Raw genomic sequence first — 22,259 nt, 5'->3', positions numbered from 1 at the left:
TCTCACCCTCGCATATTCGCCACAAGAAGGGACCAACGCCGGTTGAAGCTCCAGCGATCGATCCGCTGCGCCAGACGGCGCCAGGCGAGCCCGGAACCTCCGTGGTCCTCATCGGCTGCGACCATTTCCACCTCCGGAAGCCAGAGCGACGGGATGCCGGCGAGCTTCAGCTTGAGGCAGAGATCCCGTCCCTTCTCGGCGACGCCGAGATAGGTCCGCCCGAAGCCGCCGGTGCTGGCAAGCGCTGCCCGCGAGACGATGCAGCATGCCGTCGTGCCCGCAATCACCTCCATCGCCTCCGCGCCCCGCACCACATCGCGCGGGTAGCCGATGAAACGATCCACCAGCAGACGTTCCGTATCGTCGAGCCATGTCCCGGCGAACCGAATCGAATCGTCTTCGAAGACGATCGTCGGACTGATCAGGACCTTGCCGCCGCGTGCGTTGTAGGCGCGCTGCATCCGCGCCACCCAGCCGGGCTGGCGAGGCAGAACGCCGGATTCCAGAAGCACCAGCGTCTCGGCCTTGGTGCCTCCGATGGCGGCCTCGAACGCATCGCAGGCATCCTGCACGCCGTCCGCCGCGATCAGGCGCACCGACAATCCGTAGAAGGCCGACAGGCGTTGAACTTCCGAGGCGATGTCGCCGAAGGTCGCGATCGGCACGCAAACCACGATCGGCATGTCGGCGACTTCCGGATCGAGCGCCAGAAGCGACAGCGCGACGGACACCTCTTCGGTATCGAGACCCGCTCCCATGACGAGCGCCGTGCGCGAGGCTGAATCATCGAATTCGAAATCGCGCATCTCGACGATACGCGGAGCCGGATGGTCAAGCGCCTGCATCATCGGGCCGATATGGCGCTCGATGGCCTTGACGCCTCCCGACATCCGCGGGTCGAGGGTCGAGACGAGCCGCTCCAGCGCTCGCCGCGAGAGCGCCCGGACGGGTTTCAGCGGATAGAACGCCAGCGCGTTCGACTCGACCGACAGCTCGAAATAGACGGGTTCGTCATCAGCCGAAGACAGGCCCGGCACGAAGGCCAGAAAGCCATGATCGTGTCGCCGCGGATCGATGCAGCCGGCGAAAAGGTCGTTCTGCTCGAAGGCCGCCGTCACGTCGGGACGCGGCAGGCGCGTCCAGCTCGCATGAACCGGCGCGCCGCCGCCGCTCGCGCGCAGGATGACGGAATCGACCGAGCCTTCGGGATCCAGCATCCAGCCGCTCACGAGAAGGCCGCCGCCGGGAACATCGACCACGAGGTCCATGCCGAGGCGGATCGGCTTGTCGAGCAACGACACGGTGTCGCGTCCGTCGAACCGCTCGCCGGCGCGGCGCAGCAACTGCAGGGTCTCGGTGCCGGCAGAGGCGCGCGGCAGGACATCACGGATATGCGCCGGAACATCGGTCGAGGCGAGAAGGACGCGACGTTGATAGATCTCGAGGGTTCGCCAGCCTTCCGCCGTCCGAAAAAACAAATGCTTCAGGCGCTCGATGTCGAAAGGCACATCCGCTGCGGCCAGCAAGCCGACGAAGCCCTGAGCGCCACCACCGAGGTCGTCCCGAGCGACGGTGGCAGCGGTCAGCTCGGCGGCATGATAGCCGTCATGGGCGACGAAGACGCGGGATTGATCGACAGGCAGAGCGTTCGACCAGCCTTGCAGAAAAATCTCTCCCGAATCCGCGGGTCCCATCACCTCGACATAACCGTCATTGCGGGCGGTTGCGGCGAGCAACGACATGGCGGCGGCGACACGAGCGGTGTTCGACCGGCCCTTCATCAGCGCCTGCGCCATCGTGTCGGCCACATCGGCAATGTGCTCGCCCGCATCCTGCGAGAGAATCGGCATCAGCTTGGTGAGCGGAACGGCGCGCTTGACCAGCGTATAGCGGACCGGCTGCCCGTCGCACCGAAGGACGATGGAGCGAAGGCGCAGGCGGCCGGCGATCTTCAGCGGCACGATGGCGACGAAACCGATGGCGGCCTCCGGCGGAGCGCCATGCCGGCGCCATGTCGCGACGGTCGCCGTCATGGCCAGGGTCGGATCGCCATTGAGCAACACCGGCGCGGGGCTCGACATGGAGGCGGCGACGCCGCAGATCAACACGAGGTCATCGCCGATCGGCGCCGCCAGCGCCGTCTCGCCGTCGAGCGGAAGGGTCAGATGATCGGTCGGGCTGTTGGCGGCGACCAATTCCGTCGTCCCCGAATGACGCGCCTCAACGAGTGCGTGGATCGACGTCATCAAAATCCTCCGCGCAAAAGGACCAGCAGGATGGCGGTGGTCGCCGTCGCGGTAATGCCGCCGAGCATGAGCAGGAGCGATACCGCCCGACGCATGGGCCGGTCGGCCGCTTTCGACAGATCGGCGATGCGGGAATCAAAGCCGGTCAAAACCGTATCGAAACGGAGGAGAAACACCTCCAGATCCGCCACCCGCTGAGCGAGATCGTCCCGGCTGTTGCGGACCAGATCCAGGGCAGCACCGACGCCGTCCTCGTTCGACGCCATCTGCTCGACTTGGGCTGCCGTGCTCCGAAGCGCCTCGGCGGTCTCACGCTGGATGATCTGCGACCTGCGTTGCGCGGCGATCAGCACCTCGAGTTGATCGAGAACGCGGCTGAGAGGCGCGTTCACCGCAGCCTCCGCCGTGCGCTCCGTGTGGCTCGGCGGCTGCAGGACGATCTCCTGGCCGGTGGTCGGCGATACCGCAACGACCGAGAGACGTTCCCGCTCCTCCTCCGACAAGGCTCCCGGGAGTTCGACCTCGAATGCGTAGGCGCCGTCCCCGATGCCGTTGCGACGCAGATCGATGCGCGGTCTGTCGGCGGTCGCGGACGCAATCATCCGGCCGCCCATCAGGACGCGCACAAGCAGCCGCTCCTGCGGACGAGCCTGGTCGCGGACCCAGCCATACAGCCGGCGCGCTTCGATCGCGTCCAGTCGGCCCTGAATTTGCGCGGTGACGCTCGATTCCACTGCGGGAACCGCGATCTTCTTTTCGGCGACGCTCATGCGGCTTCGGCTCCTTGTCCCATCATGTCGGTTGGCGCACGGAGGCTGCGATAGATCGCCAGGTGCCGGTCGGCGACCTCGGTGATCGGCGCTGGTTGTCTGATGCCTTCGACGAGTTTGTTCCAAAGACCCGGTGTTTCCGCCGCCTCGCGCATGACACGGGCCAGAGCGGCCGGATCATCCGCTCTCGCATGGAGACCATCGATCCCGTGGCGGACCGCCTCTGCCATGCCGCCGATATTGCTGGCGATGACGGGGCGGCCATGGCGAAACGCCTCCTGGATCACCAGCGGCGCGTTTTCCCACCAGATCGACGGGACGACGACCCAGTCGACCTCGGCCATGAGATCGGCGATCTCGTCGCGGCCATAGGGACCCACGCGCACCACATGCGGCTGGTTTGCCGCCACCAGCGCGTCGACCTCGTCGGTGAAAGTCTTCGCCTGGAACGGCGCGCCGCCGTGCAGACGCAACGCGAATCCGTCGACCTCGTGCGCCAGACTTTGTGCTGCGTTGAGCAATCCGACGATACCTTTCCACGGGTTGAGATTGCCGAAATATCCGAACACGGCGCGCCGGCCGTCCGGCGAGGAGCGAACGGGCGCGGCTGCCGCATCGGGCCGGCCATTCGCCACGACCTCGATCACGCTCTCGGGCAATCCCCAAGCGACGTAGCGGTCCTTGATGAATTGGCTCGGTGCGAGAAAGCGATCTACCTGGCCAAACATGGTCTTGAGATGACGTTCGCGCAGCAGAAACTTGTCGGATGAAATTTCGGGAAAGCACGCGTTGCATCGACCGGGCGACGCGCGATCACATCGCTCCCGGCCTTTCGTGCGCATCATCAATCCATCATGGGCGCAAATCGCATAGTAGTCATGGAGCGTCATGACGATCCGCGCATCCGGCAGAACGCGTCGAACGAGCGCGATGAACTCGACGCCGAGCAGCAGCAGATGATGAATGTGCACGACGTCGGGGCGGAACTCTTCAAGCAACCCCTGGAGTTGAGGAACCACGCCATAGGTGTCGATCTGGCTCATGTAGAACCGGTCGAAATGGCCGCTCCACACGACAACCTCGTCGGCGGCATCGCCGACGGTCTGAAAACTGGTTCCGGGCCGCGGCTCCCGATGATGGTGATCGGTGGCAGCCAAAAACAGCGCCTCGACGTCGGGCCTCGTTCGCAGTTCCGAAAAAAGATCGTGCGCGAAGATTTCGGTGCCTCCGGGATGGAATTCCGGATGGTTGTGCGCGACGACCAGAATGCGGCTGCTCACGCGCGCGCTCCCGGTTTAACCGCCACAATGATGTCTTGGTAATGGGTGCTCGGAACCGCGCGCCAATGGCCGAGATCGACCCGCTCAATGCGGAGGCCCGCCTCCTCGAGAGCGTTCTCGACGATGCCGGGGTCGAACCCGATGGCGGCGAGGGGCGCCGAGACATCGCCATACCAGCTGCCGGCCTCCGCGCCGCGAACGAAGCGCGGGCGCGCTTCCGCTCGTCCTGCGTCGCCTGGGGTGACGAGAAATGCCGTGACGAAGAGACGCCCGCCCGGAGCCAGCAGACGCATCGCCTCGCGCGCATAGGCGGCAATCTCATTTGCGGGAAGATGGGTTGCGACGGAGATCATGGCGGCGAAGTCGAAGCTGTCGTCGGAGAAGGGCAGCACCACTTCGTCTCCGCGCAGGGAGCCGTTCGGATTGTAGAGCGCATGCGCGACATCGAGTTGGCAGAAGCGGAAATTTGGGTAAACGCTGCCGATGTTCCGCGCGCACCACGCAATCCCCTCCCCGACCGGATCGACGCCCTCATAGCGCGCGGTGGCGGAGTCCAGATATTGCGTGAGCGGCACGGCAAGACGGCCGATTCCGCAGCCGATATCGAGAACGCGGTCGTGGCGCCGAAGGCCGCCGGTCCGAACGAGGTGCCCGAGGAATTCCACCCCGATGGCGCGGTAATCGCCGTCGCCCACGAACACATTTTCGACGGCGGGCGCGGGCAGAAAGCGATTCTGCTCGATGGTCTGCATCAGGCAGGCCAGCCGCATCTCCTCCACGGGGGAAAGTCCTGTCGTCGGCTGCGGTGCCGTGATGGCGCGTTGAACGTTCATGAGAAGGCCTTCCTTTCTCTACGGCGGCGTTGCCCGGCTGCGGAAATCGCGGCAATCAAGCCGCCCCAGCGCTCCGCATGGAGAGCGCAATTGTACTGCCAGGCGATTCCACGCATGTAGTCGGCGTTGACCGACATGGATTTGCGTTCGAGGTGATAGAGCTCGACATCCGGGGTGTAGGAAATCCGCCGCCCGGCGGTTGTGATCTTCAGGCAGAGGTCGCTGTCCTCGTAATCGCCGATGACGTAATCCTCCGTAAAGCCTCCGACCTGCTCGAACAGGGTACGCCGCATGACGAGGCATGCTCCGGTCACGGCAGGGACGACGCGCTCCTCGGCAGCGGGCGCGTAGGAACGCGGCATGCCCTTGTGGAAATGATGGTTCAGCCAGCGCCCGCGATGATCTTTCTCGAAATACATTCCCGCATGCTGGATCGAGCCATCTTCGAACAGAAGCTTGGGGCCGACGGCACCGATGCGACGCGAGCCGCCGAGACGCGAGACGAGCGCCTGGAGCCACCCGGAGGCGGTGGGAATGACGTCCGAATTCACCATTGCGAGCGCGCCGCCGCGTGCAACCGACGCGCCGGTGTTGCAGGCGCGCGCGTAGCCGGCATTGCGCTCCATCACGACGAGCAGCATCGGCACGCCGTAGATCAGATAGAGGCCCCCGAGCAGGTGCTGGACATCGGCTGACTGATCTGGCGAATCGAGCACGAAGATGAGCTCGGCGTTGGCGCGAAACCAGGCATCGGCTGCAAACGCAGCGATCTGGAACCGGAGATAATCGAGCACCTTGTAGAGCGGAATGACGACGGACGCTTTCGGGCGGGCGAGCGGCGTTCCAAACGTGTGTATGATTGGCTGACCGACAGCTGCGCCGGTGCGGGCGTGCAGGTCGGCAATGACCGGTGCGAGAATCCGCGCCAGCACGTCCTCGCTCACATGTTCAGGCGGCACCGCACGCAAGGCCGCAGCACGCGCATCCGCGGCGCTGATCGGCTGCGTGGGCGGCACGAGGGTATGATGCGAGCCCGATTTCAGGTGCAGCCGAAAACGCGGCTGCAGGATCGGCGCCGTGCCGCCGCGCGAGGGCGCCAACGCCACAAAGCCGGTCGCGTTGATCTGCGCGCCGCTCTTCGGATCGCTGACGGTCACCGGAAAGCGATGCAGCGCGCTCGTCAGGTCATGCGGGTCGGCGCCGAGCGCTTCGACTCCAGCCACAAGATTGGAAGGATCGCTATACCAGCCGGTCACGAGCGTGCCACTGGAGGTGGACAGGGCATCGACGATTTCTGCCGTGGGGGTCAATGCCTGCCCGACGACGCGCCGGGGCTGCAAGGGAGCGCGCAATTGCGCTTCGAGTGCAATCGAGCAGCCGACATCGGAAAGAACGGCCAGCTCGCCCAGAACGTGTTCGCGAAGCTGCGGCGCTGTCTCGCCGTGCTTGCTCAGCCAGCGCGCAATCGAGGGCAATCGCGTACGCGCTGCCTCAAGGGTTCGCACCGACAATCCGGAGGGTCCGATCAAGATCAAGAGCGCATCCGGCGATCGGGTAATCCGGCTGCCCGCGAGAAGGTGGAGAGAATCGCGCCCGCCAGTTGCGGCAACATTCCGATGAGGCCGCGCGGAGATTCGTGTGGGGCCGTCTCCGGAAAGGCCGTAAATCGCGTCGACCTTGCCGAAGTCGCTCGCCAGCGATGTCCGAACCAGAACCAATTCGTCGCCGGCGCGCGCAATCGGCGTCGCGATGGCCGGCGATGTGACCAGGTGGCGCAGGATCGCGGAGAGAAATCCGATGAACTCGCTTGAGCGTTGCAGGCGAAACAAAGGTCCCCAGACATTGAACAACGTCGAGACGAATGCGATGCGGCCGGCTCCATCCACATCGCGCAAAAGTTCGGCCGCATCCACGCGCTCGAGGGAAGCGTCGGGTTCCACCGCGACATCGATGCTGCCGCCAAGCGGCTTGGCCGAAAGGCAAACTGTGAAGGAATCGTGCTGGTGACGACGCAAGGCCCATAGCAGCCGCGTGCCGCCATCGACACGGGTCAACCGCAGGGACGCGTTCGGCGTCACGGTTCCGCCCTCCACCACCGACAGGGGCGCCACGTTGCGGACGGCCTGCGGAACGTCCCAGACCAGCAGCACGATGTCTCGCGCCAGCAAGGTTACACGCGGCGAACCGGAGGACTCCGCCGGCGGAGTCGACGGGACAGTATCAAGCATCGTCATGAAAGCGCAGAACCTCAAAAAAATGAGACGCCGCGGCCATAGGAGCCGCGGCGTCCGGGTTCATTAGTTGACGGTGAAGTAGTCGCCGGGATTGTTCTGGATATCGTCGGCGTTCACATCGACGAGCGTAACCGTATCGCCGTTGCCCAGGTCGATGAGCGTATTCGCCCCGACCTGCTGCAAGCGGCCCGCAAGATCGTCCGCGGTTTCGATATCGGTGCCGTTGATGCCCTTCGAGATCTGCAACAGGTCCTCGCCGACCTTGAAGTCGAGAACGACATCGCTGCCGCCGCCGCCCGCAAAGACGAAGACGTCGCGACCGCTGCCACCGGCGAGAATGTCGTCGCCGGCTGCCCCTTGCAGCAGATCGTCCCCAGAGCCGCCACGGAGCACATCGTCGCCCGCGCCGCCCTGGAGGATGTCATTGCCGGAATTGCCATCGAGGATGTCGTTTCCGTCACCGCCCTGAAGGATGTCGTCGCCATTACCACCGCGCAGGTAGTCGTTGCCGTCGCCACCCTGAAGGACGTCCTCTCCATTGCCACCGAAGAGCAGATCGTCGTCGGCTCCCCCTTGCAGCAAGTCGATGCCGTTGCCGCCAAAGAGAGCATCAGCTCCGGCGCCGCCGAAAACGGCATCGTCGCCGTTGCCGCCGTAGGCGACATCATCGCCATCGTCGCCGAAGATGACGTCGCTGCTGCCACCACCAAAAATCAGGTCGTCGCCGCCGCGCCCAAAGATCACGTCAGGCGAACCTGAACCGTGCAGTACGTCGTCTGACGCACCCCCTCCAAGAGTTGCCATATGTATCTCCTTCGTGATTGCGCCGGAAGAACGGACACAGCCCGATCCAACCGACCGGAATGGAATTCGCGATTACGCGACCGAGTCGAACGATGCCACTTAGGCGAGTTGTTTATACGTTCAACACCCCGGAGGCTAAGATATGACAATTCTCTTGTAAAGACTATTTTGCTGCATTGCACCATTTCGATTTTGAGTATCAAGCATTACTATCTCATAATACTTTCGAAAATGGTTTATAACTACATCGCTTTCAAATTAGCTCGAAAACAGAACTATTTTGGAGCGCCGCATCATTTGGCAGCCCCATCAGATACTTATTACGGATGATTATTCCTCGCGGAACGCACGGTTGAAGCTCTCGGTGATCGGAGCGATGAGATAATCGATGGCGCGGCGCGGCTTGTTAAGCACCAGCACCTCGGCCGGCATGCCGGGATAGAGCGCCACTGAAGAATTCTGCGCGAGACTCTCGGAAAAGATTTCTGCGCGTGCGATGAAAAACGCCGAATCGTTGCGTTCGTCGATCTGCTGGTCGGCGGACAGGTAGGTCAGCCGGCCGGCGAGCGGAGGCGTGCTGCGGTTGTTGTAGGCGGTGAGACGCACCTGCACCGGCGCGCCCACGCGCACCGAATCGATGTCGCGTAGACCGATCTTCGCTTCGACAATCAGCGGCTCGTTCTCAGGAATGATGTCGAGGATCGGTTGCCCAGGCGAGATAACGCCGCCCGGCGTGCGGGTCCGGATATTGGTGACAATTCCATCCTGCGGCGACACCACATCGACCCGGCGCAGGATGTCGTTGGCGGCGTTCATGCGTTCCGACGTGTCGGCGAGATCGAGCTGCGACATCTGGAGATCGGCTCCGACCTGCTGCTGAAAATCGTTCGCGATGGACATGATCTCGAGTTCGGCCGCAGCCATCGCCTGCTCGGCCTTCGCCTTGCGGGAAATCAGCTCGGCGGCGCGCCCGATAAGTTCACTCTCGCGCGTCTGAAGTTCCGTGAGGCGCGGACGCGGCGCGTAGCCTTTTTCCACCAGCCCCGCGATGGCTTTGAGCTCACGGTCCAGCAGTTCGGCTTGCCGCGTGTTGGCGTCGGTTTGCGCCTGGACGGAACGCAGTTCCGCCCGATGCTGCTCGATGGTTTTGTGCTGGATTTCGACCTTCTGGGCATACATCTGGCGCCGGGCTGCAAACAGCTTGCGTTCCGCGTTGATGATCTCGTCGAGGATCGGGCTGACGGAGGCGCGCAGCGATGGCGGGAAGATGAGCTCTGTCTCACCCGCCTGCTCCGCGCGCAGGCGCACGAGCCGAGCTTCCAGCCCGAGCCGCTTGCCGCGCAGCTGCTCAAGTTCTGCCCTCGGCTGCGTGTCGTCGAGGCGTACGACGGCCTGTCCCGTTTTCACCACGTCGCCCTCCTGGGCGAGCAGCGTCTTGAGAATGCCGCCTTCGAGATGGCTCACCGTCTTGCGTTTCGAATCGACGACGACCGTCGCGGTTGCCACCGCTGCGCTGTCGAGCTGGGCCGAAAACGCCCAGCCGGCGAATCCCCCTAGCCCCAGGAAGATCGTCGTCAGTCCGGCGATGACCGGGCCCCGAAGTGACGGGGGTTTCGGTTCTTCCGTCTCGTAGCGCTCCGCCCATGTGGTCATGCCGGTCGGCACGGTGGCGGGAATTTTTGTCGGGCGAGCAATGATCTCGACGTCGCGTTTCATTTAGCGCTCCTTTGAACAGAAAGAGCCGGGCCGCTTCTGGTTTGGGCCACGGCTTTCTCGTCCGGATCGATGATCCCGGCAATCGAGGTGCGCGGGCCGAACTGGCTGATCCGACCGTCCTGCAGCACCAGCAATTTATCGGCGATCTGCATGATCGAGGGTCGGTGCGCGATCAGGATGACGATCGCGCCGTCCGCCCGCATGGCATCGATCGCCCGCATCAGCGCGCGTTCGCCTTCGGTATCGAGGTTGGCGTTCGGCTCGTCGAGCACGATGAAGCGGGGCCGTCCGTAGAGCGCGCGCGCCAGCGCGATCCGTTGCCGTTGCCCGCCGGACAGCATGTAGCCGCCGTCGCCCAGTGTGGTGTCGTAGCCTCCGGGAAGCCTGCCGATCATGTCGTGCACGTTGGCGAAGCGCGCCGCCTCGAGCACCATTCGGGGATCGGCTTTCCCCATTCGGGCGATGTTGTCACGAATGGTTCCGTCGAGCAGCGACACAGCCTGCGGAACATAGCCGACCATTTCGCCGAACGACGCACGCTCCCACAGAAACACGTTGTGACCGTCGAGATAAACGCCGCCCGAGGTCGGTTTCAGGACGCCGACGAGCAGACGCGCCAGCGTCGATTTTCCAGCCGCCGAAGGGCCGACGATCCCCAGCACTTCGCCGGGCGAAAGCGTGAACGACAGCCCTTTCAGCACCGGCACGTCGGATCCCCCCGGCGCATAGACCAGGCGATCCACCACCAGGTCGCCTTCGGTGCGCGGAGTCGGCACGGTGTCGCGTTGCGGCGTCTGGTTTTCGAGCAGATCGCGCACACGCTTCCAGGCGGTGCCAGCCATGACCCACTGCCGCCATCCGTCCACCATCGTGTCGAAGGGCAGCAACATGCGGCCCATGATGATGCTCGAGGCCACCATCGAGCCCGCACTGACCTCCTGCTTGATCACGAGCGTCGCGCCGACCGACAACACCACGATCTGCATCCCGTAGCGACAGGTGCGCGTCAGAGACGACAATGCCCGTCCGCGTCGCGTCGCCGAATCGAGAAGGTCGAGCGTATGGAGCTGTGCGCCACGCCAGCGCCGGGCCAGCGCCGGCAACATCCCCATCGCCTCGATCGCCTCCGCGTGACGGAGTGATCCGCCGATCTCGCTCAGGCTGTCGATGGCTGATTCGTTGGCGCGCTTCAGCGCCCGACGAGTCAGGAAATCGGACAGGAGGCTCAGCACCACAAGGATGATTGCGGAAATAAGCGCGACGAAGCCGTAGAGCGGATGCAGGGCGAACAGCACCGCGAGGAAAATCGGAGACCAAAATGCTTCCAGCGGCACGCTGATGGCGTTGCCGGTGATGAAGTTGCGGATATCGTTGAGATCGCGCATGGCCTGCGCCGCATGGGTCGCGCCGCGCCCGACCGACGCCGAGACTGCCGCTTGCAGGACCGGAAGGTTCAACTTCCGGAGCAGAATGCTGCCCATCACCTGAAAGGTGAGAGCGCGAATGAAGTCGAGCACGCCATAGAGAATCAGCCCCACAGCCGCGACGACTATCAGCATCACGAGGGTATCGAGGCTCTGGCTGTTCACCACGCGATCGTGCACTTGCAGCATGAAAAGCGGCACGGTGAGCTGCAGCATGTTGATGATCGCGCTCAGGGCGCCAGCATAAATGAGTCCTGTAAAAAATGCCTTCCGGCCGGCGTGAATCAGGTTCGCCGCCTGGCCGGACTTCGTGGTTCTCTTCATGCGCGGGGAGCTCCGATAAATCGCCACAACGTTCACGTGCCCAAGTGTCGAATTTTCGTGGTCAAACTTTGCCCACGTTTGTCGCGCACTTAGGAAAACACGTCCTGCCTCTCAACGATCCTCAAATACAAACTAGACTAGCGATGAGGGATGTCACTTAGAAATCATCTGTGGCAAATAAATGAACATAAGAAGAAGGCTATTAATTTGGGAACGCTTGGAAAATATTTTGAATTTCAAACTAGTTTGTCAGAAACGGCGGAACCAAGCATGGAAATTAGGAACGATAACGACTTACCGGGTCTAACGCAGGCTCATCCGGCCGGTCGTGTGACCGTCCCGTCTTCCCCCTTCCGAGATGGAGTGCCCGTGTCCCTACCGGCGCCCCCTCAACCCGAGACCGCCGCGGAACCGAATGCCGTCACGCACCTGGATCTGCTACGCCTCATCGAACGCGTTCATCGTCGGTCGCTGGATCTCTTCCGGGTCGATCTTACCCGGTTGGGAATCGAGGACCTCTCTCCGTCTCAGGTCATGGTGCTGTTCACCATCGGGACGGATGATTTGTCCGTGCGCGATCTCATCGACCGCGGCTATTATCTTGGCTCGAACGCGTCCTACAATCTGAAGCGGCTGGTCGAGACCGGCTATGTGGATCGCAATGCCTCGCAGCGCGACCGCCGCTCCGCGCGCATCCGTCTGTCCCAAAAAGGCCGTGCCTTGTGCGAACAGGTTCGGGCAGCGGACGAGGCCTATTATCGCTCCGTCGTGCGGGACGAGGAGGAGGAGCGCGATCTCGAAACGACATTTCGTACCCTCAAGCGGCTTGAACAGGTGTGGTCCAACACCCTCCGCTACGGGGAATCCCAGATTTTATGATTCTGGACGATTATCGTACGGCCGCTTGAGACAGGAATTTCCAACTGTCCAGCCCACGGCAGCCGCGGGTCGAAGGTCACTCGCCCGCGGTGTCGATCCATATGCGCCAGCTTGATGTCGGTGAGGTAACGCGGGCGCGGTTCTTCCGTCCGGCATCGACCGGCGTCGCCACAAGTTCAGGCAGTTTTGCGGCAGCAGCACGACAAGTTGATTTTGGCCGGCAAACCTAATATTGTATCGGACAGTATGAAATGCGGATCTTCGATGTTTAATCCCACAATCTGACTTGCCACAGGATCGAGCGAATGGGTCGCCCTCGCGAATTTGACGTCGACGAAGCGTTGTGTTCCGCGCTCCAGCTTTTCTGGCGCAAAGGCTACGAGGGCACGTCGATGTCGGATCTGACCGACGTGATGGGGATTACGCGCCCCAGTCTCTATTCGGCTTATGGCAACAAGGAAGACCTTTTCCGCAAGGCACTCGACCTCTATGAGCGCCAACACCTGTGCTTCGCAAAGGAGGCGCTTCAGGCGCCGACCGCCAAGGAAGCCGTGCAGCGGCTCCTGGAGGGCTACGCCGACGTGCTCACGGATCCCATGCATCCGCCCGGCTGCCTTGGAGTGAACGGTGCGCTGGCGTGCAGCGAGGCGAGCGCGCCCATCCGAGAGGAACTCATCGCGCGTCGCACGATCAATGAGGACATTCTCCGCGAGCGACTGGAGCGAGCACGCGCGGAAGGCGACCTCCCCGCGGGGGAAAACGCGGCAGATTGCGCCCGCTACGTGATCTCCGTTGCCCTCGGCATGGCCGTCAAGGCGGCCTCAGGGGCGTCACGAGAAGAGCTTTACCGTGTCAGCGATTTTGCCATGCGCGGCTGGCCGACGGCTTAGATCAGCATAAGCTTCGACCCAGGCGCGCTTGCTGCCTGCCCTATCGAGCTTCGGCGCTCAATGCGCCGAAGCTCCAATCTTTTCCGCCTGGGGCAACGCGGCGATATCCGGCTGGTCCAATCCCGGTTGCCTGAGGGGCCGATTGCCCGCGATCCGCCGGATCAGGACATAGAATACCGGCGTGAGAAACAGGCCGAACGCGGTCACGCCGATCATGCCGGAGAACACTGCGATTCCCATAGCCGAGCGCATCTCGGCGCCGGCTCCCGTCGACAACACCAGCGGCACCACGCCCATGATGAAGGCGAGCGACGTCATCAGGATTGGCCGAAGGCGTAACCGGCTCGCTTCGACCGCGGCCTCGATCGGTGTGCGGCCGGCGAATTCCAGTTCACGCGCAAACTCGACGATGAGGATGGCGTTCTTCGCCGACAGACCGACCAGCACGATCAGCCCGATCTGCGTAAACACGTTGTTGTCGCCGCCTGCGAGCCAGACACCCGTCAGGGCCGCGAGCAATCCCAGCGGCACGATCAGGATGATTGCGACCGGCAGCGCCAAACTTTCGTATTGCGCCGCAAGGACCATGAAGACGAGCAGAATCGCGATCGGGAAGACCAGAAAGCCGGAGCTGCCCGCCAGGATCTCCTGATATGTCAGTTCCGTCCACTCGACGCTGAAGCCCTTCGGCAGGGTCTCCGCCGCGATGCGTTCCATCGTCGCCTGTGCCTGACCCGACGAGAAGCCGGGGGCGGCCGCGCCATTGATGTCGGAGGACAGGAATCCGTTATAGCGCATCGCGCGCTCGGGGCCTGCGCTTGGCTGGACTTTCAGCAAAGCCGAGAGCGGAATCATCTCTCCGCCGTTTGAGCGAACCTTCAGAAAGCCCACATCCTCCGCGCGCGCCCGAAACGGAGCATCAGCCTGAACACGAACCGAATAGGTGCGGCCGAACTTGTTGAAGTCATTGACGTAGAGCGATCCAAAATAGATCTGCAGGGTGCTGAACACCTCGGCAACCGGAACGCCAAGCTGGCGCGCCTTTGCGCGATCGATATTGGCATAGAGTTGCGGGACGTTGACCAGATAGCTCGAGAAAAGCCCTGCAAGCTCGGGCGCCGCAGAGGCCTTGGACAGGAACTCCTTCGTCGCCCGGTCGAGCGCCTGATATCCGAGGCCGGCGCGATCTTCGATCTGGAGCTTGAACCCGCCGATCGTGCCGAGGCCCTGCACAGGAGGCGGCGGGAACATCGCGATCATCGCCTCCTGGATGCCGGCAAATTGCTGGTTCAGGTTGGCGGCGATCGCAGAGGCACTGAGGCTCGGGTCCGTACGCTCACTGAAAGGCGCCAGCGAGACGAACACAATGCCAGCGTTGGAGCTGTTGGTGAAGCCGTTGATCGACAGCCCCGGAAACGCGATCGCGCTTTCAATGCCCGGCTGCTTCAGCGCGATCTCGCCCATCCGACGAATCACGTCTTCGGTTCGGTCGAGCGTGGCCGCATCGGGAAGCTGCGCGAAGCCGACCAGATATTGCTTATCCTGCCCCGGCACGAAGCCGCCCGGAACCGTCTTGAACATGAATCCCGTCGCACCGAGCAGCGCCACGTAGATGACCATCATCAGCGCCTTGCGCGAGATGGCACGCCGAACGCCGCGGCTGTAAGCGTTCGAGCCGCGGTCGAACAGTTTGTTGAAACCACGAAACAACCAACCGAACATCGCATCCATGATACGGGTCAGGCGATCCTTCGGCGCGTCATGGGCCTTGAGAAGCAGGGCTGCCAGCGCCGGTGAAAGGGTGAGCGAGTTGATGGCCGAGATGACCGTCGAGATGGCGATCGTGACGGCGAATTGCTTGTAGAATTGTCCCGTCAATCCGCTGATGAAGGCAAGCGGCACAAACACCGCAACGAGCACCAGCGCGATCGCAACGATCGGTCCCGACACCTCCTGCATGGCGCGGTACGTCGCTTGGCGCGGAGAAAGCCCCTGTTCGATGTTCCGCTCGACATTCTCGACGACCACGATGGCGTCATCGACGACGATGCCGATCGCAAGGACCAATCCGAACAAGCTGAGCGCGTTGATCGAGAAGCCTAAAATTTGCAGAACCGCAAAGGTGCCGACGATCGATACCGGGACCGCCACAAGCGGAATGATCGACGCCCGCCATGTCTGCAGGAACAGGACGACCACCAGCACGACGAGCAGCACCGCCTCGAGCAGCGTATTGACGACCGCATCAATGGAGGCGCGGACGAACTGCGTCGTGTCGTAGACGATCTCGAAATCGACGCCTTCCGGCATGTTGGCCTTGATCTCGGCCATCTCCGCGCGAACCTTGTCGGAGATTTCGATGGCGTTCGATCCCGGCGCCTGGAAGACCGGAATGGCGACTGCGGGCTTGTTGTTCAGAAGCGAGCGCAGCGCGTAGTCGGCTGCTCCCAGTTCCAGCCGTGCAACATCACGCAGGCGTGTGATCTCGCCTCCAGCGCCGGTCTTGACGATGATGTCGCCGAACTCTTCCTCATCCTGAAGCCGCCCTTGCGCATTGATGGAAAGCTGGAGATCGAGCCCAGGCACGCTCGGCGACGCACCCACGACGCCTGCAGCCGCCTGCACGTTCTGAGCGCGGATCTCGCCGACCACCTCGTTGGCGGAAAGGCCGCGCTCGGCGATCTTCTGTGGGTCGAGCCACACCCGCATCGAATAGTCGCCGGATCCGAACAGTTGCACCTGCCCTACCCCGTCGATCCGTGCGAGGCGATCCTTGACATTGAGCACCGCGTAATTGCGCAGGTACGTCATGTCGTAGCGGTTATCCGGCGAGACGAGATGCACGACCATCATCAGGTCGGGCGAACTCTTGACCGTCGTCACGCCGAGACGCCGGACCTCTTCGGGCAATCGCGGCTCGGCCTGCGACACACGATTCTGGACGAGTTGCTGCGCCTTGTCGGGATCGGTGCCGAGGGCGAATGTGACGGTCAACGTCATCGTTCCGTCAGTCGTCGCCTGGCTACTCATATAGAGCATGTCCTCGACGCCGTTGATCGCTTCCTCGATCGGTGCGGCCACCGTCTCGGAGATCACCTTCGGGTTCGCACCGGGATACTGGGCGCGAACCACGATCTGCGGCGGCACGACTTCGGGATATTCCGAGATCGGCAGAACGCGCAGCGCGAGCAAGCCGACCACGAAAATGAGCATCGACAGGACGCCGGCAAAGACCGGGCGGTCAATAAAGAACTTCGAAATGTTCATGAGGTCGTTCCGGAGCGCCCGAGGGCGATTAATTCGAAGAGGATACGGTCGATGCGGTGAACTGGCCTGTCGCGTTCGCTTCCATGGGGACCGGCTGCGGCGCAATCAAAGCACCGGGGCGGACCCGATGCAGTCCATTGACGACGACCCGCTCACCCGCGGCGAGGCCGCTGGTCACGACGCGAAGTCCGTCCGCCGGTGCACCAAGCTTCACCTCGCGATAGACCGCCTTGAGATCCGCATCGACGACGAGCACGAACTTCTTGTCCTGATCCACGCCGACCGCGCGTTCGGAAACGAGCAGGGCGGGAGTGGTCTTCGCGTGTCCGAGGCGAATGCGGGTGAATTGTCCCGGCATCAAGCGGCCGTCGGGATTGTCGAACACGGCCCGTACACCCACCGTGCCGCTGGCAGCGTCGACTGTGTGGTCGATCAACTGCAGCTTGCCTCGCGCCACCGTTGCGCTCGAGCCCAGCGTCATCTCGACGGGAATGTCGGCGACGCTCCCGCGACGATCGCCTCGGGTCGACAACGTATCGAGTGCACGCTGTACGACGTTCTCGTCGGCGTCGAAGCTGGCATAGATCGGATCGACCGACACCAGTACCGTCAGCACAGGCGCGCCAGGTCCGGCGGCGACCAGGTTTCCGACAGTGATTTCGGCTTTTCCGACGCGACCTGAGATCGGCGCGCGGATTTCCGTGTAGCTGAGATTGAGACGCGACGACTTCGCCGCTGCCTTCGCGGCGCGCAGATTGGCTTCCGCCTCACGGACGCCGTTCATGCGACTGTCGAGATCGCGCTGGGTGATGGTCTGGTTGGCTGTCATGCGCAAGCCGCGATCAAGTTCCGTCTGCGCAAATGAAAGCCGCGCCTCGGCGGCGACGACCTGCGCATCGGCCCGCTCCACCTCGGCGGCGTAAGGCTCGGGATCGATCGTCACGAGCAGAGCGCCCTTCTCCACCAGTGAGCCTTCGCGGAAGTGAATCGCCTGGACGGCGCCTGCAACGCGTGACCTGACTTCAACCCGTCCAACCGCTTCCAGGCGCCCGGAAAATTCCTCCCAGGTTGCCACGTGTCGCGCCTCGACGACTGCCACCGACACCGGCGTTGCCTGTGCGACTCGTCCGGTGCTGTTGCTCTCGCTGACGGCGTGATTCGGCATCAGCGATGACGCCACGACGCCCGCCACAACGACGACGGCAACGGCACCCAGAGGCTTCATCAGTCCGATTTTGGGAGACCCAGGCATAGGAGCGTCCAGTTCTGAAAAATTGTCTCTGACCGCGATTGAATACCGAGCGGTACTGTATCGTGAGGTACGGTTCCGGATTGCGACTGTCAATGGTTTCATATCGCTTGGTATGAAATAAACGGGCTTGCCCGTCCGTCATGTGCGACAGCGCACGCGACGGGCGGCGTGACGCACGGGCGCCTCACGCCCGCTTGACCGGTCGGCCGTTCGATCCATGTCGGAAGAAGCGGAGATCAGATCGCAGCGCGGTCGTGTGTGATGGACAGGCGATGAGCGGAGGTTGGAGTGCCGGAAGTCATATCAAGCGTCATCCAGCAGATCGAGTACGAGGCCGGTGCGCGCAAGCTGCACGTCATGTTTCGTGAAACGGGCGCCTACACCTATTATGGCGTGCCTCGCTCGGTCTACGAGGCGTTCCTGAATGCGCCTTCCATAGGCCAATTCTTCAACGAGCGGATACGCGATCGGTACCCGACGGAGCGGCGTGATTGACCCCGCCATCCGCTCGCCTGGCGCTGATTGCGCGGTTCAGATTCTCGCGATCGTCGGGTCGTCGCTCGCGTCGATCAGCCCTTTTCGGGCGGCGCCGGTTCGCCGAGCGAGAGCATCAGCCGGTTGGCCCAGTTGAAGAACGCGGAGCCGTTGATGACGTCGACGATTTCGCGATCGTCGAGCCCTGCCTCGCGCAAGGCATCAATCTGCTCGTCGCCAAATGCGACCGGCGTTTCGGTGAGCGCTACGGAAGCGGCGATGACGGCGTCCCAGCGGGTGTCGATCTTCGCGCCGACGCCCTCGTCCAACAGACGTTGCACATCATCCCGACGCTTGGAAAACTGCGTCGCAAAGCGCGCATGGACGGACGCGCAGAAGATGCAGCCGTTGAAGCGCGACGTGGCGGCAGCGGCCAATTCGCGCTCGGCGCGCGGCAGGCCGGATTTCGTGTTGTAGAAGATATCCTTGTCGGTCTTGGTCCGAAATTGCAGGATATCGGGATCCCGCGCGAGCAGCATGAAGTAATCCGACTTCGAGCGCGAGGCATCGACGAGCCCGGCCCAATGGCGCTCCGTCAGTTGCTCGGCGGGGAACGGCTCGAGCCAGGGCAGCCATCCGAGATCGTCCTGGGTGAAGGCCGTCGGTTCGGCATTGTCCACATGGGTAATCGTCGTCATTTCTTGTCTCTCCTTGCGTAGAGCCAAAGGCCTAGAGATTGCCGCCCGATGCCAATGCGGCGGTGAGCGATGACTCGCGCGCGACACGGCGCTCGGAATTCTTTGCAAGCGCGCGCAAGCCCGCGATCACGCGGATCTGGAAGGCCAGAAACGAAACGAGTTGCGACAGGGTCACGATATCGTCCGTCGACCATCCCGCATCGAGAAGCTTTTGCAGCGCCTGCGGGCTGGCGTCACGCGGACGAAACACCAGCAGATGGGCGTGCTCGAACGCCGCGGAGAGCCTGGGTCCGAGGACCGCGCGATGCTCGTCGGACACCTTGAAGATCAGCCCTTCCTTGTCCTCGCGGCTCAGCGGACCGCTGGGGAATTTTCCATAAGGACCGTGGACCGCGCCGCGTGAAATCTCGCCCTCGATTGCCTCCACTTGAGCGGGTTGAGCATGCTTGCGCAAACCCGCCGCATAGAATGCGGTCACCGTGGGCTGGCGATGAAGACCGGCGACGAAGGTCGCTACCGCGTGGCGCTCCGCGGTCGTGACGCCGTCGGGGTTTTCCGGCTCGAAGAGTGCGCGATAACTCTTCTGCGCGTTATCCCGTGCCTCCGGCCGCAACGCCCGCACCTCGTCGAGATGCGAGCCCGGCTGGATGTCGGCGAGAATGTCGATAACGTCTGGTGCCGGTGTACTCATAATCTGCTCTTCCCACTCGAATTCGCGCTTTCGAAAGCAACGCGTCGCGCGGTCGGTTGCCAACCTCCGCAGGCGCGCCATCACACACCAGTCATTGTCATCAAATCGATCCCGAACGGCAACCGGAACGTTCTTTTTCAAGAACACGCCAACGGAGAAACTATTTCTTCAAAACACCATCGACGCAGCAGGTTTCGCAAAAATGTTGGTCAATTCTGCGGGTATGAGCCTCGGCGGACAGGTCTGGCCGCCCGTGGTCGTTCTCCAGAACGAACGAATTGCAACGGATTCGAATCAGGCCCGCGCCGGTGGCGACGCCCGCCCAGGGAAGACTTCCCGTGCCCGCGCGGACAGCTCGATGCGGTTTCGGCCGCCGCGCTTTGCCAGATAGAGCGCCTCGTCCGCCTCTGAATACAGGCGCTCGAACGGCTCTTCGGGATAGCGAACCGCGACGCCGACTGACATGGTGACGCGAACGGCATCGCCCGGCACCACGATCGGTGTTTTCGCCACGATGCCCAGCAATTCATCCAGCGCCCGAACGATCACTTCCACCGACGCTGTCGAGGAGATCAGCGCGAATTCCTCACCACCGAGGCGGCCCACCAGCCCGAACTGCGCGAGATGCGAGGCCATGATCCGGCCCACGGTCTGCAGCACCGCATCGCCGACGCGGTGTCCGTGGGTGTCGTTCACCATCTTAAAGCGGTCGACATCCGCAATCACCAGCACCATCGTTTGCGCGACCGGCGATTCGCTTGCTTCCATGAGCGCGCGGCGGTTGGGAAGTCCCGTCAGTGAATCCGTCCGGCTCAGTACCTCGAGCGCGCGTTTCGATTGTTGCAACTCCCGTTGCGCGCGACCGAAGATCAGCGACGCGGGAACTGCGATGACCAGCACGGCGAAGACAGTCAAAGCCCACGATCTGAGCGCGACGCTCCATGCGGTGAAGAACATCAACTGACTGACGACATCGATGGCAAGCGCAACCGCAAGCGAAATTGCCGTCACCACCACGACGTAGCGCGCCAGATCGGCTGCGGTCGTGATGGTTGGCGTACTGAGCCATTTCGGAAATTTTCGCATCGAGATTTGCCAAGCCGTTGGATGACGCCGTCTGATACCATGCCGACATCGAGGTGGAGCTAGCGACAACTTGCCCTGCGCGATCGTGGCCTCATTCAGGCTCCACGGCACAGGGCCATGTCTTCGGGGTCGTCAGATCTTGCGGCAGCTTCGTCGAGGCATCCCCGCAGGCGATATCGATCTGCGCCTGCGTCAGGCCTTTGACCCCCGAGAGATTGGTGCCCGTCAATTGCGTGAGAAACAGGTAGGCTCCCGTGAGGTCCGCGGCATTCAGATCGAGATTGGCGAGATTGGCGCGAGAGAGATTGGAATAGCCGAAATTGACGCCGGGGACTTTTGCCTTGGTGAACGTCACCCGGGCCAGTTCGGCGCGCGACAGGTCGACCCCGGTAAGGTCGGCGCCCGTGAAATCGGATCGGTTCAGTTCGGACTTTCGAAGATTGGCGCCTGAGAGATTCGCCTGGACGAAGCCGGAGCGGCTCATATCCGCCCCGATAAAAATGGCCTTGGACAGGTTCGCTTTCGTGAAGTTGGCGCGCCAGCCGACTGCCTTGGTGAAATCGGCGTGCGACAGGTTCGCGCCCTCGAATCGGGTCCGCGTCACCTCGGCCTCGTCAAGTTTCGCGCCCACCATGGTCGATCCGGCGAAATCGCTCGCGCCAAGCGCCGCCTTGCTGAGGATACTTCCGGTTAAATCATCGCCAGCGAGCATCCGCCGCGCCTTCGAGCAGCCCGTCCAGTTGACTCGCGGTCCAGGATCATCGGAACAGCCGGCCTCCGCCGATTCCACATGCGCCATCGCAATCGCCGCGATGCTGCAAGCAAGCGCAAGGCGGCCGAAGGGCATGGAAGGCGACTTGGGGCGTGTCCGATGCATGCGGCACCTCCTCGGGGCGTGTCTTCAACAGATGTGGTGCGCCGTCGTCCGGTCGGGAAGGTCCATTCTCCCAGCGCGAGGCGATTGACCAAAAAAGACCCCGACGACAAGCGACGGGGTCAGGTTCTCTCCTCGTGCATTCCCCAGCTGCCACTGGAAAAAACGCAGATCAAAAAGCGCATACGGATCGAAGAGGGTCAAATCATCAATGTAACTAACGGTAAATATGATTAAATCTAAATAGTATGTTATGTCGTTGCATTTCATGTTTTGTTAGCGCTGTTGCTAAATGGCCATAGGAAAATCGACTGCCATTAGGTAAGTTGCGCTCTCCTAAACACGAACAAGGGAAATTCCCATGCGCTCTACTCTCCTCAGCCTGCTCGCCGGTACGGCAGCCCTGGCTATTGCTGCTTCCGCTGCCCAGGCTGCGGATCTGCCGTCGCGCTATGCTCCTCCCCCGGTCATCGCAGCTGTGCCCGTCTTCACCTGGACCGGCTTCTACGTCGGCGTG

The 22,259-nt window shown here is 62.7% G+C and carries 17 protein-coding genes; 3 read left to right on the top strand and 14 right to left on the bottom strand.

The features are described 5' to 3' along the window. Positions 1-2: 2 nt before the first annotated feature. From FEZ63_RS13330 to FEZ63_RS13295, 8 genes are all read right to left on the bottom strand, one after another. Positions 3-2,246, bottom strand: coding sequence for a glycosyltransferase family 2 protein (locus FEZ63_RS13330; RefSeq protein WP_244622791.1), 2,244 nt, complete (start codon positions 2,244-2,246; stop codon positions 3-5). Beyond that, the gene (locus FEZ63_RS13325) at positions 2,246-3,016 is read right to left on the bottom strand and encodes a hypothetical protein (RefSeq protein WP_150945203.1); all 771 of its coding nucleotides are present in this window, start codon (positions 3,014-3,016) and stop codon (positions 2,246-2,248) included. Before FEZ63_RS13325 ends, FEZ63_RS13330 begins: the two co-directional genes overlap by 1 nt. Continuing rightward, complete coding sequence (locus FEZ63_RS13320) at positions 3,013-4,296, bottom strand: glycosyltransferase family 4 protein (RefSeq protein WP_150945201.1); 1,284 nt, start codon at positions 4,294-4,296, stop codon at positions 3,013-3,015. The genes FEZ63_RS13325 and FEZ63_RS13320 overlap by 4 nt, the downstream gene beginning before the upstream one ends. Next, positions 4,293-5,129, bottom strand: a complete 837-nt coding sequence (locus FEZ63_RS13315) for a class I SAM-dependent methyltransferase (protein ID WP_150945199.1) — start codon at positions 5,127-5,129, stop codon at positions 4,293-4,295. The genes FEZ63_RS13320 and FEZ63_RS13315 overlap by 4 nt, the downstream gene beginning before the upstream one ends. Next, positions 5,126-7,363, bottom strand: coding sequence for a glycosyltransferase (locus FEZ63_RS13310; protein WP_150945197.1), 2,238 nt, complete (start codon positions 7,361-7,363; stop codon positions 5,126-5,128). Before FEZ63_RS13310 ends, FEZ63_RS13315 begins: the two co-directional genes overlap by 4 nt. 63 nt (positions 7,364-7,426) lie before the next feature. Further along, the gene (locus tag FEZ63_RS13305; protein ID WP_150945194.1) at positions 7,427-8,167 is read right to left on the bottom strand and encodes a calcium-binding protein; all 741 of its coding nucleotides are present in this window, start codon (positions 8,165-8,167) and stop codon (positions 7,427-7,429) included. 330 nt (positions 8,168-8,497) lie between these two features. Continuing rightward, on the bottom strand, positions 8,498-9,883 hold the full coding sequence (locus tag FEZ63_RS13300; protein ID WP_150945192.1) for an HlyD family type I secretion periplasmic adaptor subunit: 1,386 nt from the start codon (positions 9,881-9,883) through the stop codon (positions 8,498-8,500). Beyond that, positions 9,880-11,631: a type I secretion system permease/ATPase gene (locus FEZ63_RS13295; RefSeq protein ID WP_150945190.1), complete on the bottom strand. Its 1,752-nt coding sequence runs from the start codon at positions 11,629-11,631 to the stop codon at positions 9,880-9,882. The genes FEZ63_RS13300 and FEZ63_RS13295 overlap by 4 nt, the downstream gene beginning before the upstream one ends. Before the next feature lie 369 nt (positions 11,632-12,000). On the opposite strand from FEZ63_RS13295, the gene FEZ63_RS13290 reads away from it, so the two are divergent. Continuing rightward, a complete protein-coding gene (locus FEZ63_RS13290; RefSeq protein ID WP_244622790.1) occupies positions 12,001-12,510 on the top strand; it encodes a MarR family transcriptional regulator in 510 nt (169 codons plus the stop codon). A gap of 305 nt (positions 12,511-12,815) precedes the next feature. After that, the gene (locus FEZ63_RS13285; protein ID WP_150945185.1) at positions 12,816-13,400 is read left to right on the top strand and encodes a TetR/AcrR family transcriptional regulator; all 585 of its coding nucleotides are present in this window, start codon (positions 12,816-12,818) and stop codon (positions 13,398-13,400) included. A 57-nt stretch (positions 13,401-13,457) separates the two neighbouring features. Here FEZ63_RS13285 and FEZ63_RS13280 read toward each other — a convergent pair whose 3' ends face one another. Together FEZ63_RS13280 and FEZ63_RS13275 are read right to left on the bottom strand one after the other, a co-directional pair. Continuing rightward, on the bottom strand, positions 13,458-16,667 hold the full coding sequence (locus FEZ63_RS13280) for an efflux RND transporter permease subunit (RefSeq protein ID WP_150945183.1): 3,210 nt from the start codon (positions 16,665-16,667) through the stop codon (positions 13,458-13,460). 28 nt (positions 16,668-16,695) lie between these two features. Next, positions 16,696-17,892, bottom strand: a complete 1,197-nt coding sequence (locus FEZ63_RS13275; protein WP_201274169.1) for an efflux RND transporter periplasmic adaptor subunit — start codon at positions 17,890-17,892, stop codon at positions 16,696-16,698. A gap of 315 nt (positions 17,893-18,207) precedes the next feature. On the opposite strand from FEZ63_RS13275, the gene FEZ63_RS13270 reads away from it, so the two are divergent. Then, positions 18,208-18,414 carry a KTSC domain-containing protein gene (locus tag FEZ63_RS13270; protein WP_150945179.1) on the top strand — a complete coding sequence of 69 codons (207 nt, stop codon included), beginning with the start codon at positions 18,208-18,210 and terminating at the stop codon, positions 18,412-18,414. Between the two features lie 74 nt (positions 18,415-18,488). Here FEZ63_RS13270 and FEZ63_RS13265 read toward each other — a convergent pair whose 3' ends face one another. The 4 genes from FEZ63_RS13265 to FEZ63_RS13250 form a co-directional block, all read right to left on the bottom strand. Further along, positions 18,489-19,091: an alkylhydroperoxidase domain protein gene (locus tag FEZ63_RS13265; RefSeq protein ID WP_150945178.1), complete on the bottom strand. Its 603-nt coding sequence runs from the start codon at positions 19,089-19,091 to the stop codon at positions 18,489-18,491. Positions 19,092-19,122: 31 nt separating this feature from the next. Continuing rightward, positions 19,123-19,782, bottom strand: a complete 660-nt coding sequence (locus tag FEZ63_RS13260) for a CMD domain protein (protein WP_150945175.1) — start codon at positions 19,780-19,782, stop codon at positions 19,123-19,125. 294 nt (positions 19,783-20,076) lie between these two features. Continuing rightward, complete coding sequence (locus FEZ63_RS13255) at positions 20,077-20,868, bottom strand: GGDEF domain-containing protein (RefSeq protein ID WP_150945173.1); 792 nt, start codon at positions 20,866-20,868, stop codon at positions 20,077-20,079. 91 nt (positions 20,869-20,959) lie between these two features. Next, positions 20,960-21,745: a pentapeptide repeat-containing protein gene (locus FEZ63_RS13250; RefSeq protein ID WP_150945171.1), complete on the bottom strand. Its 786-nt coding sequence runs from the start codon at positions 21,743-21,745 to the stop codon at positions 20,960-20,962. Positions 21,746-22,259: the final 514 nt, after the last annotated feature.

Source organism: Microvirga brassicacearum (genome assembly GCF_008757455.1).
In the GTDB taxonomy this organism is placed as follows: domain Bacteria; phylum Pseudomonadota; class Alphaproteobacteria; order Rhizobiales; family Beijerinckiaceae; genus Microvirga; species Microvirga brassicacearum.
This window is presented reverse-complemented; position numbering and strand designations above follow the sequence as displayed.